19 protein-coding genes and 3 tRNA genes are annotated in these 13,851 nt (G+C 61.8%); 7 read left to right on the forward strand and 15 right to left on the reverse strand.

Going from position 1 to position 13,851, the window contains the following annotated elements:
* Nucleotides 1-28 precede the first annotated feature (28 nt).
* Together Q0J75_RS07360 and Q0J75_RS07365 are read left to right on the forward strand one after the other, a co-directional pair.
* Entirely contained in the window at nucleotides 29-472 is a 444-nt protein-coding gene (locus Q0J75_RS07360; protein WP_297198926.1) for a phosphate-starvation-inducible PsiE family protein, read from the forward strand.
* Nucleotides 465-1,217, forward strand: a complete 753-nt coding sequence (locus Q0J75_RS07365; RefSeq protein ID WP_297198928.1) for a 4Fe-4S binding protein — start codon at nucleotides 465-467, stop codon at nucleotides 1,215-1,217. Before Q0J75_RS07360 ends, Q0J75_RS07365 begins: the two co-directional genes overlap by 8 nt.
* A gap of 61 nt (nucleotides 1,218-1,278) precedes the next feature.
* On the opposite strand, the gene Q0J75_RS07370 is transcribed toward Q0J75_RS07365, so the two are convergent.
* From Q0J75_RS07370 to Q0J75_RS07390, 5 genes are all read right to left on the reverse strand, one after another.
* Nucleotides 1,279-2,031 carry an exodeoxyribonuclease III gene (locus Q0J75_RS07370; protein WP_297198931.1) on the reverse strand — a complete coding sequence of 251 codons (753 nt, stop codon included), beginning with the start codon at nucleotides 2,029-2,031 and terminating at the stop codon, nucleotides 1,279-1,281.
* Nucleotides 2,028-2,267, reverse strand: a complete 240-nt coding sequence (locus Q0J75_RS07375) for a permease of phosphate ABC transporter (protein WP_297198932.1) — start codon at nucleotides 2,265-2,267, stop codon at nucleotides 2,028-2,030. The genes Q0J75_RS07370 and Q0J75_RS07375 overlap by 4 nt, the downstream gene beginning before the upstream one ends.
* Nucleotides 2,264-2,719 carry a methylated-DNA--[protein]-cysteine S-methyltransferase gene (locus Q0J75_RS07380; protein WP_297198934.1) on the reverse strand — a complete coding sequence of 152 codons (456 nt, stop codon included), beginning with the start codon at nucleotides 2,717-2,719 and terminating at the stop codon, nucleotides 2,264-2,266. The genes Q0J75_RS07375 and Q0J75_RS07380 overlap by 4 nt, the downstream gene beginning before the upstream one ends.
* A 1-nt stretch (nucleotide 2,720) precedes the next feature.
* The gene (gene lexA / locus Q0J75_RS07385) at nucleotides 2,721-3,320 is read right to left on the reverse strand and encodes a transcriptional repressor LexA (protein ID WP_297198936.1); all 600 of its coding nucleotides are present in this window, start codon (nucleotides 3,318-3,320) and stop codon (nucleotides 2,721-2,723) included.
* A gap of 77 nt (nucleotides 3,321-3,397) precedes the next feature.
* Nucleotides 3,398-4,231, reverse strand: coding sequence for a MerR family transcriptional regulator (locus tag Q0J75_RS07390; protein ID WP_297198938.1), 834 nt, complete (start codon nucleotides 4,229-4,231; stop codon nucleotides 3,398-3,400).
* A 92-nt stretch (nucleotides 4,232-4,323) separates the two neighbouring features.
* Between Q0J75_RS07390 and Q0J75_RS07395 the strand changes: the two genes are divergently transcribed.
* A complete protein-coding gene (locus Q0J75_RS07395; protein ID WP_297198941.1) occupies nucleotides 4,324-5,670 on the forward strand; it encodes an MATE family efflux transporter in 1,347 nt (448 codons plus the stop codon).
* Between the two features lie 52 nt (nucleotides 5,671-5,722).
* On the opposite strand, the gene Q0J75_RS07400 is transcribed toward Q0J75_RS07395, so the two are convergent.
* Genes Q0J75_RS07400 through Q0J75_RS07415 form a run of 4 tightly spaced genes read right to left on the reverse strand, consistent with a single transcriptional unit; the run spans nucleotide 5,723 to nucleotide 9,142 of the window.
* Nucleotides 5,723-6,427: a GNAT family N-acetyltransferase gene (locus Q0J75_RS07400; RefSeq protein ID WP_297198944.1), complete on the reverse strand. Its 705-nt coding sequence runs from the start codon at nucleotides 6,425-6,427 to the stop codon at nucleotides 5,723-5,725.
* Complete coding sequence (locus Q0J75_RS07405; RefSeq protein ID WP_297198948.1) at nucleotides 6,424-7,563, reverse strand: sensor histidine kinase; 1,140 nt, start codon at nucleotides 7,561-7,563, stop codon at nucleotides 6,424-6,426. The genes Q0J75_RS07400 and Q0J75_RS07405 overlap by 4 nt, the downstream gene beginning before the upstream one ends.
* Complete coding sequence (locus Q0J75_RS07410; RefSeq protein ID WP_297198951.1) at nucleotides 7,560-8,624, reverse strand: lysylphosphatidylglycerol synthase transmembrane domain-containing protein; 1,065 nt, start codon at nucleotides 8,622-8,624, stop codon at nucleotides 7,560-7,562. The genes Q0J75_RS07405 and Q0J75_RS07410 overlap by 4 nt, the downstream gene beginning before the upstream one ends.
* A 32-nt stretch (nucleotides 8,625-8,656) precedes the next feature.
* Entirely contained in the window at nucleotides 8,657-9,142 is a 486-nt protein-coding gene (locus Q0J75_RS07415; protein WP_297198954.1) for a SprT-like domain-containing protein, read from the reverse strand.
* Between the two features lie 308 nt (nucleotides 9,143-9,450).
* Here Q0J75_RS07415 and vanR point away from each other — a divergent pair, with 308 nt between their 5' ends.
* The 4 genes from vanR (at nucleotide 9,451) to Q0J75_RS07435 (ending at nucleotide 10,536) form a co-directional block, all read left to right on the forward strand.
* On the forward strand, nucleotides 9,451-10,143 hold the full coding sequence (gene vanR / locus Q0J75_RS07420) for a VanR-ABDEGLN family response regulator transcription factor (RefSeq protein ID WP_297198957.1): 693 nt from the start codon (nucleotides 9,451-9,453) through the stop codon (nucleotides 10,141-10,143).
* A 92-nt stretch (nucleotides 10,144-10,235) separates the two neighbouring features.
* A tRNA-Met gene (locus tag Q0J75_RS07425) sits at nucleotides 10,236-10,312 on the forward strand.
* Nucleotides 10,313-10,381: 69 nt separating this feature from the next.
* Nucleotides 10,382-10,456, forward strand: a tRNA-Glu gene (locus Q0J75_RS07430).
* A 4-nt stretch (nucleotides 10,457-10,460) separates the two neighbouring features.
* Nucleotides 10,461-10,536 (forward strand) — tRNA-Val (locus Q0J75_RS07435).
* Nucleotides 10,537-10,772: 236 nt separating this feature from the next.
* Here Q0J75_RS07435 and Q0J75_RS07440 read toward each other — a convergent pair.
* The 6 genes from Q0J75_RS07440 to Q0J75_RS07465 all read right to left on the reverse strand — a co-directional run.
* Nucleotides 10,773-11,252 carry a phage holin family protein gene (locus Q0J75_RS07440; protein WP_297198961.1) on the reverse strand — a complete coding sequence of 160 codons (480 nt, stop codon included), beginning with the start codon at nucleotides 11,250-11,252 and terminating at the stop codon, nucleotides 10,773-10,775.
* A 1-nt stretch (nucleotide 11,253) separates the two neighbouring features.
* Nucleotides 11,254-12,615 carry an N-acetylmuramoyl-L-alanine amidase gene (locus Q0J75_RS07445; RefSeq protein WP_297198981.1) on the reverse strand — a complete coding sequence of 454 codons (1,362 nt, stop codon included), beginning with the start codon at nucleotides 12,613-12,615 and terminating at the stop codon, nucleotides 11,254-11,256.
* Nucleotides 12,608-13,003, reverse strand: a complete 396-nt coding sequence (locus tag Q0J75_RS07450) for a hypothetical protein (protein ID WP_297198964.1) — start codon at nucleotides 13,001-13,003, stop codon at nucleotides 12,608-12,610. The genes Q0J75_RS07445 and Q0J75_RS07450 overlap by 8 nt, the downstream gene beginning before the upstream one ends.
* Nucleotides 13,004-13,048: 45 nt before the next feature.
* Complete coding sequence (locus Q0J75_RS07455) at nucleotides 13,049-13,204, reverse strand: CD1375 family protein (RefSeq protein ID WP_297198967.1); 156 nt, start codon at nucleotides 13,202-13,204, stop codon at nucleotides 13,049-13,051.
* Nucleotides 13,205-13,262: 58 nt separating this feature from the next.
* A complete protein-coding gene (locus Q0J75_RS07460; RefSeq protein WP_297198970.1) occupies nucleotides 13,263-13,649 on the reverse strand; it encodes a hypothetical protein in 387 nt (128 codons plus the stop codon).
* 13 nt (nucleotides 13,650-13,662) lie between these two features.
* A partial coding sequence (locus Q0J75_RS07465) for a hypothetical protein (RefSeq protein ID WP_297198973.1) occupies nucleotides 13,663-13,851 on the reverse strand: 189 nt, incomplete at its 5' end.

Here is a 13,851-nt window from a genome sequence, read left to right on the forward strand (position 1 = left end):
GAATATTGGCCGGAAAGGAGGGCCCGCCATGAACGCCGCCACCGTAAAATTCCTGCTCAAGGCCGCCTGGGTCCTGGAGCTGCTCATCGCCCTGTTTATTTTACTGGTCACAGTCTTGCAGGTGGTCCTGACAGGAAAGGACTCCGTCCACTATCTGCTGTTGGGACAGTTCAGCCTCTATGAGTTTTTCGGCAGCGTCATGAATGTTGTCGTAGGCTTGGAGTTTATCAAGATGCTGGTGCTCCACACCCCCAAGGCGGTCACCGACGTGCTGCTCTTCGCCATTGCCCGACAGCTGGTGGTGAGCCACTCCAGCTCTGTGGACACCCTGCTGGGGGTGGCCGCGGTGGTCCTCATCTTCGTCATCAAGAAATTTTTGCTGACCCGAGAGGACTCGGTTCCCCCCACCCACATTTTAAACAAGTTCATCGGGAAACATCCGGCCGAAAAGGAGGCCTCCGACCATGAATAACCCTCATTGGATCTCCGCCGTCTTCAGTCCTACCGGCGGCTGCGCCGCCATCGCCAAGGCCATTACCGGCGGCCAGGGGCAGGTGGTGGACCTGTCTCTGCCCGTGCCCCATACTCCGGTGGCGGACAGCGCCCTGATGCTGGCTGTGGTCCCGGTCTTTGGCGGACGGGTCCCCGCCGTGGCGCTGGAGCGGCTGGCCGCTTTACAGGGATCAGGCCCGGCGGCGGCTGTGGTGGTGTACGGCAACCGGGCCTATGAGGACGCCCTGCTGGAGCTGACCGATTCCTTAACCGCGGGCGGGTTCCAGGTGGCGGGGGCGGCCGCCTTCATCGCCCAGCACTCCATCGCCCCCACCATCGCCCAAGGCCGGCCGGACGGGTCCGACCTGGACAACGCCGCCCGCTTTGGTCAGGCCCTGCTGGACAAGCTGGCCGGGCAGGCCCCTGCCGCTCCGGTGACAGTGCCGGGAAATACCCCTTACAAGGAGTGGAAGGGGGTCCCCTTCCACCCCAGCGCCGGAGAAGCCTGCATTTCCTGCGCCCTGTGCGCCGCCCGCTGCCCCGTGGGGGCCATTCCCACAGGTCAGCCCAACGAGACCGACCCGGAGCGGTGCATTACTTGTATGCGCTGCGTGTCGCTCTGTCCCAGAAAGGCCCGGACCATTCCCGCCCCCGCCCTTCAGGCCACCACCGCCATGCTGGAGGAAAAGGCGGGCACGCCTCGGACGCCTGAATGGTTTTTATGAGAAACAGAAAACATCCCGTATTTTCCGGTCGGAAACTACGGGATGTTTTGCTTTGCAGGTTTTATTCCAGGTCCAGCTCCACCGGGCAGTGGTCGCTGCCGGTGACGTCGGCGTGAATGATCTGGTCCTTTACCCGGGGCAGCAGCCGCTCGGACACGATGAAGTAGTCAATGCGCCACCCGGCGTTGTTCTTCCGGGCGTTGAACCGGTAGCTCCACCAGGTATAGGCTCCGGTTTTGTCCGGGTAGAGGGCCCGGAAGGTGTCGGCAAAGCCGCTGGACAACAGGGCGGTCATTTTCTCCCGCTCCTGGTCGGAGAACCCCGCGTTGCCCCGGTTGGTCTTGGGGTTTTTCAAATCGATCTCCTGGTGGGCCACGTTCAGGTCCCCGCACAGCACCACCGGCTTTTGTTGATCCAGCGCCATGAGATAGCTCCGGAAGGCGTCCTCCCAGTCCATCCGGTAGTCGATGCGGGCCAGCTCGTTCTGAGCGTTGGGGGTATAGCAGCACACCAGATAGAAGTCCTCATACTCCGCCGTGATGACCCGCCCCTCGGTGTCGTGCTCCGGGATGCCGATGCCATAGGTCACGCTGAGGGGCTCTGTTCTGGTAATGAGGGCGGTACCGGAGTAACCCTTTTTCTCCGCGCTGTTCCAGTAAATATGATAGCCCGGCAGGTCCAGCTCGATCTGGTGGGGCTGGAGCTTGGTCTCCTGAAGGCAGAAGGCGTCGGCCTCCATCCGCTGGAAAAACTCCAGAAAGCCCTTGCCCAAACAGGCCCGCAGGCCGTTGACGTTCCAGGTAATCAGCTTCATCCGTCGTACTCCTCTTTCCCCCAGTTTATGAGATGGGGGAGGAATTTCAGCATCAGGGGCAGATAGGTGGCCACAAAGACAATCACCGCCCCCAGGGCCGCCCACTTCCGCAGCTTTTTGGGGGCGGCCAGCCCCAACATGACCCCGGCGGCGCACAGGCACAGCTTGACCAGGGCCAGCTCCTTCCAGTTCATCTTGGCAATGTAGGCGTCGGCGGCAGACAGCAGCTTTTTCATAAACAGCCCTCCAGTCGTAACAGCCATTGTTTCAGTTCCAGCCCTCCCCCGTAGCCGGTGAGGGCGCCGTTTGCCCCCACCACCCGGTGACAGGGGAGAAAAATGGGCAGGGGATTGCGGTGGTTGGCCTGTCCCACCGCCCGGCAGCCCTTGGGGCTGCCCACCCGGCGGGCCAGCTCCCCGTAGGTGAGGACCGTTCCATAGGGGATGTCCGCCAGGGCACGCCACACCCGCAGTTGGAAGGGGGTGCCTCTGGGGCAGAGGGGCAGGTCAAAGGCCTGCCGGTCCCCCGCCAGATAGTCCAGCAGTTCTGCCCTGCCCCGGGCCAGCAGGGGAGTCTCCTCTCCCGCCGGTGCCATGTGGGTGTTGGGCAGATAAAGGGCGGTGAGGGCGTTCCCCTCCCCCTCCAGGGCCATAGGCCCTACCGGGGTGTCAAAAACGATGCGGTCCACGTCAATACCGCCGCACCACAGCGGTAACCTTGCCCAAAATGGTGCAGCCCTCCCCGTCAATGGGCTCATAGTCCGGGTTTTCCGGCATGAGCCACACCTGGCCGTCCTTCCGGCGGAGGGTCTTGACGGTGGCCTCGTCCTCAAAAAGAGCCACCACGATCTCCCCGTTGTGGGCGTCGGTCTGCTGATGGACCACCACCAGATCCCCGGGCAGGATTCCGGCGTACTTCATAGATTCTCCCCGGACCCGCAGGGCAAAATACTCCCCCGGCCGTCCGCCGGTGTCAAAGGTCAGATAATCCTCAATGCACTCCTGGGCCAGAATGGGAGTCCCGGCGGCCACGCTGCCCACCACCGGCACCTTGTCCCCCGGCGCCGTCTGCTCCTCGGGCTGGACCACGGTGATGGAGCGGGTCTTGCCCTCCGCCTTGGTGATGAGTCCCGCCGTCTCCAGCCCCTTCAGATGGAAATGGACGGTGGAGGGGGATTTCAGCCCCACAAAGGCCCCGATTTCCCGGACAGAGGGGGGATAGCCGTGCTCGGCGGAAAAGGCGATGATATAGTCGTAAATCTGCTGCTGCTTGGGCGAGAGCGTTTTCATGGCAGACCCTCCTTGTCAGTATCATCCGACTTTAGTATACCATACGCCCTCCCCAATTGCAAACATTTGTTCTAAGTTTAAGGGCAATTTTCCTCGAAAATGGGGACAGACAGGCGCAGCAGGTACTGGTCGTAGCCCTTGCCGGTAAGCTCGTCCAGCAGCACATCCTCCCAAAACCGCGCCCCCAGCCTGAGCCGGTGGTACTCCGCCCAGTTCAGCAGGCGGCGGTATCCCTCCTGAACGGTATCAAAGCTGCCGGCGTGGCAATAGGTCAGGTAGGGCCCGGCGGGGGCAGAAAAGGACCGCACCCCCCGGGGCGGCTTGTCCACCTGGGTATAGCAGTAGGTGTACCCGCCCCAATCCCCCCGGCGGGCGGCCTCCACCGGCAGAATGGCCCCCAGGGCGTAGGGACTCTCCACCCCGTGGGCCTGGCAGTACTCCAGGTGGCGGGCCAGGATGTGGGCGTACTTTCCCGCGTCGGTGAGGCCGGGGGCGTCGGTGGCCACATACCACCGCTGGGGCCATTCCTCCACCGTCACCTGACCGGGGCAAACCGCCATGGCCTGCCGGGTCAGCTCCGCCTTCCGGCGGATGAGGCTCCGCTGCCGCCGCAGCCGGGCCAGCTTTTCATCGAGCGCCGCTTCCTCCTCCTCCAGCAGAGCCAGCAGCTGAGCGGGACTGCGCCGGTCCAGATAGGCTTTGATCTCCGACAGCGGCATCCCCAGTTCCTTCAGCAGGGCGATGACCTGAAAGACCTCGATCTGCACTGGGGCGTAATAGCGGTAGCCGTTCTCTCCCCGGATGGCGGGGGAGAAAATGCCGATGGCGTCATAGTGGAACAGGGTGTGCCTGGTGACGCCGCACAGGGCGGCAAACTCTCCGGTGGTAAAGCGGGCGTCGCTCTGGGCCATGGCGGAAACCTCCCTCTTGACTTTCGGGTTACCCGATAGTCTATCATATGCCTTACTGTTTGTAAACACACAGGACACAGGAGGAAACGGCCATGAAAAACCGGCTGGATCAGGACTTTACGCTGGGCGGGCTGCTCCGCTTCGCCCTGCCCACCACTATTATGATGCTGGTGACCTCGCTGTACACCATCGTGGACGGGGTGCTCGCCTCTCGTCTGGTGGGAGAAAACGCGCTGGCCGCTATCAATATCGCCTACCCCGCCGTCAGCACGGTGCTGGCGGTGGGCATTATGCTGGGCACCGGCGGCAGCGCCGTGGTATCCCATCGCATGGGAACAGGAGACATGAAAGGGGCCCGCCAGACCTTCAGCTTTCTGGCCTGCACAGCCGTATGTGCCGGAGTGGTTTTCGCCTTGCTGGCCATCTTTGGCGCGGAATCACTGGCCCGGCTGCTGGGGGCCAGCGATCTGCTGATGGCGGATACGGTATGCTATCTGCGCATCCTGCTGATGTTCGCCCCCTTTGCCATGCTCCAGCTGCTGTTTGAGAGCTTTTTTGTGGCGGCAGGCCGGCCCGGCCTGGGTCTGGGCCTCACCATCGCCGCCGGGCTCACCAACGGCGTGCTGGACTGGCTGTACATGGGTCCCCTGGCCCTGGGCATTTCGGGGGCGGCCATGGCCACCGTCACCGGTTACTGTATCCCGGCGGTGTGCGGCGTGCTCTTTTTCCTGAGCCGGAAGGAAGGGCTGCGCTTTGCCCGCCCCCAGGTGAGCTGGCGGCTGCTGGGGCGGGCCTGCTTTAACGGCTCCTCCGAGATGGTGACCAACCTGTCCACCGCCGTCACCACCTTTTTCTTCAACGTCATCATGCTGGAGCTGCTGGGCGAGCCGGGGGTGGCTGCCATCACCATCGTGCTCTACGCCCAGTTTTTGCTGGTGGCCCTCTTCCTGGGCTTTTCCATGGGGGTGGCCCCGGTGTTCAGCTTCAACCAGGGGGCGGAGCGGTACGACCGGCTGCGGAGTACCTTCCGGCACTGCGCCCGGTTTATTTTGTGCGCCGCCGTGGGCATTCTGGCCGTCTCCCTGCTGCTGGCCCCCGTCATCGTGGGGGTATTCTCCCCGGCGGGCACCCAGGTCAACGCCCTGGCCCTGGACGGGTTTTACCGCTTCGCCCCCACCTTCCTCTTTGCCGGGATCAATATCTTTGCCTCCGCTCTCTTTACCGCCCTGTCCGACGGGCGCACCTCCGCTCTCATCTCCTTTGCCCGTACCTTTGGGTTCCTGATGGCCGGGCTGCTCCTGCTGCCCCGGGTACTGGGGGTGGCTGGCGTGTGGATGGCGGTCCCGGCGGCGGAGGGGCTGTCCTGCCTGCTGTCCCTGGGCTTTTTGTGGCGGTATCGGACCAAATTCGGCTATGGCGTCGCTCCCTCCCAAACCTGAACAAGGGGCTGTTGCATGATATTGCAACAGCCCCTTGCTTTTTCCTGTCTACTCAAAATATCCAAAACAATAGCTCCTGGGACAAGGTCATGCCCACCTTTTCCTGAAGGGCCAAGGAGGGTCCGTTGTCGGTAAATACCTGGCCATAGGGGTACTTTCCCTGCTCCATCGCCAGGGCCACCGCCCCTCGCAGCAGGGCCTCCCCCATACCCCGGCGGCGATACTGGGGCAGCACCTCCAACATTCCGATGGAGCCCTCCACATGGAAGCTCACAAACCCGGCGGCCTGGCCGTCCACAAAGGCCCCCAGCATCCCCCGCTCGATGGACTCCTCCATGTAGGACACCCCGCCGAAGGAATGGCTGTAGTGGGCCTCCGCCCACACCGCCCAGCTCCGATCCAGCCGCCGCAGTTCCCCGCCAAAGGCCAGAGGGGCCGGGGGCTCACCCCCCAGCCAGGCCGACTGGCGGCAGATCTGCTCCGTGTGAAAGCCAAAATGGGCGGCCAGGGTATCCTTATACCACATCTGATGGCCGGTGAGGATGGTACACCCCTCCATCAGGGGGAGCATTTCCTCCAGAACGGCGGGGGTATCTGCGTCCACAAACCACACCTCACTGGGGGGATCGTACAGCAGCACCCCGTCCTCCCCCGCCCGGCGCACCTGGGCCGTTCCCCGGCGGAGTACCTCCAACATATCCAGATATAACAGTCTGTTCCGCTCCAGCCGGGCCAGAGCGGTCTCTCTCTGATTCATACGCTGCCTCCCCGGTACAGCGGCAGGGTAATCACAAAGCTGGTCAGCCTGCCGTTGCTCTCACAGCGGATGGACCCGCCGTGGAGCTCCACGATTTCCTTGGCGATGGCCAGACCCAGACCGGCTCCCCCGGTACGGGTGGAGCGGGCGGCGTCCAGCCGGTAGAATTTTTCAAAGATGTTGGCCAGCTCCCCCTCGGGGATCTCCAGCCCCTCGTCCCGGATGGTGATTTCGGCCCCGTTGCCCACCGCCTGGGCCAGCACCTCCACCGTCCCGCCGGGAATGCTGTAACTCACCGCATTGCGCAGCACGTTGTCAAATACCCGTGCCAGCTTGTCCGGGTCCCCCCGCACCACCAGATGGGGCTGGATGTCGGGGGCACAGGTCAGCTTCTTCTCGGCAAAGAGGGGATAAAACTCATCGGCCAGCTGCTCCAGCAGCATGGACAGCTGGATGGGTACCTTCTCCCCGGCGCCGCTGTCCAGGTCCATTTTGGTGATATCGAAGAACTCCCCCAGCAGCTCCTCCAGCCGCAGGGCCTTGTCCAGGGCAATGCCGGTAAACTTGGCCCGCTGCTCCGGGTCCAGCCCCGGGTCGTCGTGGAGCAGGGTGAGATAACCCACCACTGAGGTCAGTGGGGTCTTTAAATCGTGGGCCAGAAAGGCCACCAGATCCCCCTTACGCTGCTCGGTCTCCCGGGCGGCCCGGGCCTGGGCCGCCAGCTGGATGCGGATGGCGTTCAGATCGTCCTGGATGGGAGACAGCTCCCGGGGCAGGGCCACCGGCTCCTCCCGCTCCTCCACCACCCGGCGGGTGGCGGTGCGGATATCCTCCAGCCAGTGGGTGAACCGGCCCATGGCCAGATAGAAGGCCACCAGCATCAGCACCATGATGCACAGGGTCAGGATCTCCGACTTGTTGTTGCGGATGTAAAGCTGATAACAGTTGGCGGCGTCCTCCTGGCTCTGACCGAAGAGGGCCTGGGCCACCCACAGAAAAAAGCGGGCAAAGGGGTCCTGGAGCACCCCGTCAATGACCACCTCCAGCAGGAAAATGCCCGCCGCTCCGGCGGCCAGGGTGCCCAGCACCACCAGCAGCAGCATTTTCAGCTTCAGGCGGGTGTATTTCCCCTTCACGCCGTCCCCTCCTCTCCACAGGTATGGTGGCGGGCGGCGGAGCGCTTGGCAAACCGGCCCACCGACCAGACGCCGCCCAGCAGCAGCACCTCCAAAAAGGACGCAAACCGCCACAGCACTAGCCCCACCGCCAGATGCTCCCCGAAGATGGGGCCCATGAACAGGAAGAAGCTGCCCTCCGCCCCACCGGCGTTGCCCGGCAGCATGATGATACGGGAGAGCACCATCACCAGGCACTGGACCATCACCAGCTCCCAGAAGGACACGCCGGTGAGCCCCAGGCCCCGGTAGAGGAAATAAGGGATGGCAAACAGGGCGGTGAGTTCCAGGAACATCCCGGCATACAGCCAGACAAGCAGCCGCTTGTTGCCCTGGAAGGCCCGGAGCTGCTGACAGAACTCCTCCACCTTGCCCATACCCTTGTCCACCATACCCTCTCTGGCCATCACCTTCCAGTGGCGGGAGAGAAAGGTGAGGATACGCCGGATGAGCCGCTGAATGGGGGCAGGCCGCACGGCGGTAAAGACCGCCAGGCCGCACAAAAAGAGATAGAGGGCAATGAGCACCCCCGCCCCGGCCACGGCGGCCCCCAGGCCCTCCCGCCGCCAGAACACCTCATAGAGCAGGGCGGCCACGGCGTAGACGGTGTACACCATGGTGTTGGCCACCGCCTTCCAGGTATAGATGGAGGCGGTATAGGTGGCGCTCATACCCGCGTCGTACATCAGCTTCAGCTGAACAGGGGCCCCGGCGGGACCCAGTTTGTAATAAAATTCCCCAATGTAGGCCGCGTCAAAGCAGCCCGCCAGCTTCATGGGGCAGCCTGCGGAGCGGCCCATGCCGTAAAACAGCAGGGCGTCCACGCTCTCGCTGAAGGGGATGCACAGGGCGGCCAGCAGCAGCCAGCCGGGCCGCACCTGGGCCACCAGCGCCCGCAGGTCCATGGTGCGCTTTACATAGACCAGCAGATAGATCAGAATGGCCCCGCCGATGCTCAGTCCCGCAATGGAAAAGATCCGGTTGAACAGCGCTGTTTTTCTGTTTTGTTTCGTGACGCTCACTTCCGTTCTTCTTCACAGGGTCGGCTGTTTTTTCAATAGTCCCGCCGCAGCAGGCCGCCGCACTTGCAGCGGTACCGCTCCGGGTGGGCCACCAGGGGGGAGAGCTTGGCCCGTGGGAACTGCCGCCCGCACTGGGTACACACCACCAGATGGCGGATCTTCCGTGCGTCCTCCACCCCCAGCTGCTGGCAGGTGCCGGTGCGGGCGATCTGATAGCCATAGGCCTGGTTCATCTGTCCGGCGTAGGTCTTCCACTTGGAGCCGTGGTTGCGGCAGCCGGGGCAGGTGTGGAGGACCTCGTGGGCCAGGGTCTGGAGACAGGATGCCTCCGGGGCCTCCAGCATCCGGGCGGACAGCTCGATGAGGTAGCTGCCGTCGGTCCGCCGGAAGCAGCAGCCGAACCGGGTCACCGCCCGGGCGTTGAGCCGGACCTGGGGATGGATATGGTGGGATACCGGGATCTTCAGGGCTTTGGCCTGAGCGATGACCCGGGCCAGCATGGTATTGGGATCGTGCATAACGCCGCCCTCCTGGAGCCGAATGATAAGCAGTATTGTACCACCAACCGGCGGAAAAGTCACCACTGACCCATCGTACAAATATTCTATCTGTTTGTCAAACATTTTACAGCGTTCGCGCCCACAGGCGCAAATCAAATAAAATTCTGCTTTTTCCGACAACATGCGCGGCGGGCTGTATTCCCCTGAAAAAGCGGTTATGCTACTTTTTTCAGGGGTGTTCTCTTATGTTTTTATTACATTTTTTCCGTCCGCTTGACGGAAATACAGCGGGGCCGGTATAATCGTGACCAAAGGAGGGGATGGCTATGGAGGCCAACATTCTGGTGGTGGACGACGAGCCCGAAATCGCCGATCTGGTGGAGGTCTATCTGCAAAGCGAGGGCTGCACCGTCTACAAGTGCAACACCGGCACCCAGGCGCTGGCGGTGGTGAACAGCCGCTCGGTGGACCTGGCCATCCTGGATGTGATGCTCCCCGATATCAGCGGCTTTACCCTGTGCGGGGAGATCCGCAAGGACCACCACTTCCCGGTGCTTATGCTCACCGCCAAGGCCGATGACCTGGACAAGATCACCGGGCTCACCATCGGGGCGGACGACTATATCACCAAGCCCTTCAATCCACTGGAGCTGATGGCCCGGGTCAAGGCCCAGCTGCGCCGGTATACCCGCTACAACGAGGCGGACAAGGGGGACAGCCGGGATATTCTGGACTTCAACGGGCTGGTTATCAACCGGTCCACCCACGAGTGTACCTTATATGACCGGGAACTGAACCTCACCCCCATCGAGTTTGATATCCTTTGGATGCTGGCGGAAAACCGGGGGCAGGTCATTTCCGCCGAGCGGCTTTTTGAAAGCGTGTGGGGGGAAAAATACCTGGACCGGAACAACACCGTCATGGTCCACATCCGCCGCCTGCGGGAGAAGATGGGCGAACCCTCCCGCAACCCCCGCTTTATCAAAACTGTGTGGGGCGTGGGCTATAAAATCGACTGACAAAATTTTTTGAAAAACTTGCGAAAAAAGCGTTGACAAATGGGGACACTTCGGATATACTATCTCTTGCCCTGTTCGTCCGGGCAACAGAAGGCGGCATAGCTCAGTTGGCTAGAGCATACGGTTCATACCCGTAGTGTCCCCGGTTCAAATCCAGGTGCCGCTACCAGACCCAAAAGACGGCACGCGCCGTCTTTTGGGGTCACCTTTCCGAGCGTTCGGCCCGCTTGGGCAACATGGCCCGTTGGTCAAGTGGTTAAGACACCGCCCTTTCACGGCGGTAACACGAGTTCGAGTCTCGTACGGGTCACCAATATGGAGGCGTAGCTCAGCCGGTAGAGCACTTGCTTCACACGCAAGGGGTCACAGATTCGAGTTCTGTCGTCTCCACCAGAAAAAATCCTGTAGCCTCAATGGTTACAGGATTTTTTATACTATATTTCTTTTGTCTCCAGTCTCTTTTTTTAACTGTCTTTTGGGGCAAACTATTGGCACTTCGGGGCACTCTTGGGGGCACCGATTTTTCTCCGAATTTATGGAATGAAAAACATTGTTTAAGCGACTTAATTAAAAGCGCCTTCAAATCTTACGGCTTTGTGAGGCGTTTAAATTTTTAATCGCTTGGCAATTTACTTCTTGTCGCTCTGGTCCTTAGCAACACTCTCCCCTACCTGATCCACCCTGTTCTCCAGTGCGGCGATCATCTTACTGAGCCACACCGGAATAGGGGCTCCCAGCGCCCCGGCGTTCTCAATGATGCTCCCGGCCTCGGTGAGGATGTACCAGATCACCACCAGTGGGCACAGCAACACCGTGTAGGCAAAGGGCAGTTCTACCCCCGGCAGGTTGGCCAGCAGGTGCCCGATGACCACATCCAGAATAGCCGCCACGATGACGGCTACCACGCTGCCCAGCTTGTGCCAGATGCCGTCCCGGGCGGACTTGCTGGACCACTCCCCCGCCCGCAGAGCGGCGGCGGAGCCGGTGGCGTAGTCGATGAGCATACAGCCGATCCACGCCACCACCACCCAGCCGAACCACCCCCACAGGGCGGTCAGGGCGGCGCACAGAGCGGCCAGAGCCGCCTTGAATGCGTTGACATGCTCCATATCAGCTACCTCCCTTCTGGGACAGCAGCCCCAGCCGGTCCAGGATCACCGCGGCCTGCTCCCGGGTCAGCGGCCCCTGTGGGTTGGTGCCGTCAAAGATACCCAGCGCCACTGCCTTCTCCCAGGCCTCCTTGGCCCAGGAGGACGGCTGACCCGGTTCGCCGCTCTCCGGCTGCTCCACGGCGTCCATGCCCAGATAGGCCAGGATACCGTTGGCGATGCCGGCGGCCAGCGTGTCCCGGTAAGTAGCATCAGACAGCAGAGCCACGTCCTCTTTATTGGTATGGAAGCCGCACTCCAGCAGCACGGCGGGGGCTGTGGTGGCGGTAAGTACAGTGAACAACTTATGATAGGGTTTTCCGCTGCCGAACAGCACCACCCCCTGAGCCTTCACTGCGTTGATGATATCCACCGCCGCCTGGTTGCGCTCGGCACTCTCTGGGCCGCTGGAGGTATAGGCCACAAAGCCCCGGGCGCTGCTCCAGCCCCCGCCGCCGGTGGCGTTGGAGTGGAGGGAGACAAACAGGTCGGCCCCGGCCCGGTTGCTGACGTTGGCCCGGGCGGTGAGGCCGGGGACCTCATTCTGGGTCCGGGTGCAGACAACCGTAACGCCCTGCTGCTCCAGCAGCGGCTTCAGGCGGGTGTACAGGTCCCAGGTGAACTCATGCTCCTTATATGCCCCATCCGGGGAGCCGTTGACGTTGCCCGGCCCGTGGCCGGGGTCCAGGCACACGATCTTGCTCATAGTGGTTTCCTCCTTTTCATCCGGTTCTTTGGCCGCTCCCTTGGTCCACACGCAGATCCAGTTGTGGACCTTGCGGGCGGCGGTAATCTGCTGGCCATCAAAATCACACTGGGAGGACCCGCCGCCGTCCAGCATCATGGCGGAGTCCCAGCCCAGGCCCAGCAGTTTCTTCTGCAAGTCCTCCGGCGTGGAAGCGTCCCCCGAGCCGTCCGAGGAGCAGTACAGGCCCAGACAGCCATTGACCAGCCCCATAGCGGACCGGCCCCGCTTCCCGCCCTGAGCGGCGGCATAAGGGATGTCCAGGGCCTTGCCGTCCCGGATCATGGGGGACACGGCGATAAAGTTGGCGCTGCTCTGCCAGTCGGTGGTCAGATGAAGCCCGCCAGGGGCGTCCCAGGCATAGCCCGGGACGTTGCCCCACGGAGTATTGGACAGCAGCTTGCCGGAAACTTTCAGCCCCCGGCAGGGGGAGCCGTCCGGGTTCCACATGCCGCCGTTGAGGATGTAGTCGGCCCCCGTCTCCCCCTTTACCTGGGCCAGCGACTTGCGGCAGTTGGTTACCACGATCTCCAGCCGGTCAATGGACTGGAGAGGGATCAGGGCGATGCGCTTACTCATGGTCACCAGCGGCCTCTTCCTGCTTCTTCTCCCACTCCTCCCGGGCGTGGGCGGATACGGGGCCGGGGTCGGCGGTGGCCTCCATCAGGTCGATCATACCCTGGTAGTCCCCCTCGTTCCACAGGGGCTTGAGCTGCTTCATCAGGTACTGACGCTTGCGGATGTAGGCGTTGTAGTCGTCATTGACAGCAGCCAGGTCAGGGTTGGCCTCATGCAGCGCGGCCCAGTCGGGGCGGAAGGCACGGGGCAGCACCATAGCGCCCTTGTGCTCGTCCCGGCCCAGCCGGATGTTATTCTGGAGCATGGAGTCGCCCACGCCCAGGTCCACATCGTTGGCGTTGGCAATGGCGTAGCAGGCGGGGGTCAGCTGGTTGTAGTTGATAGACATTTTCATTACTCCTTTGCAAATCGTAGGTTTGTACTTCCTTGCGGGTTACTGGGCGCTGCCGCCGAACTCACCGGGCACCAGCTCGGGCATACCGAAGTCCTTGACCAGGATATCGGCCACATCCTGCTTCAGCAGCCGGGGCACCTGGTCAAACTTGGTACGCTCCTCCACAATCCGAACCGCGAACAACATAGCCATCATGTTTCTGTCTCCTTTCATAAGTAAAAAATATATCCCCAGGGCCAACCGGCCCAAAAGGTCACGCATAAATGACACCCGCCATCTCCACCAGGCAGTCCTCCAGCATCTGATTGGAGGTGGTCAGGGCGGCGATTTTTGCCTGCAACTCCTCCACTGTGGGGGCTGGCTCAGGCTTTTTCGGGGCGGGGTGCTCCGCCTCCCAAGCAGTGATCTCCTCCTCGGTGGCGGCCTCGACCCAGGCAGATGTGCCTGCATCCCATCGGGGGCTGATAAACCCCGCCATCCCTGCATAGGGCCGCATGACAGGGGGAATGGTGTCCACCAGCGACTCACCTTCCAGCATTTCATAGTTCTGGATTTGCTCACCTTTTTCTGTTAGAAGCATACGAACCAAAGTTTTATAGCGGTTTTGTGCATCTATGACACATTTGTGTTTATAACCCATAGCCCACCCCTTTTTATTGTGAACCTATGAACAAAACTTGCGCAAAAACGATGTTAGTGCTTCGCTCACCTACCCCAAAAAATACATTTCCACTGGCATCTACTTTGATATATCCAGTTTCCGAACCTAACCCGCCTATCCCGCAAAGTGCTGGGATAGTTTCTTTCGGACGATAGCCTTCTGGTAATGTGGCAACATGGTT

It is taken from the genome of uncultured Flavonifractor sp., from assembly GCF_944385615.1.
GTDB lineage: Bacteria > Bacillota > Clostridia > Oscillospirales > Oscillospiraceae > Flavonifractor.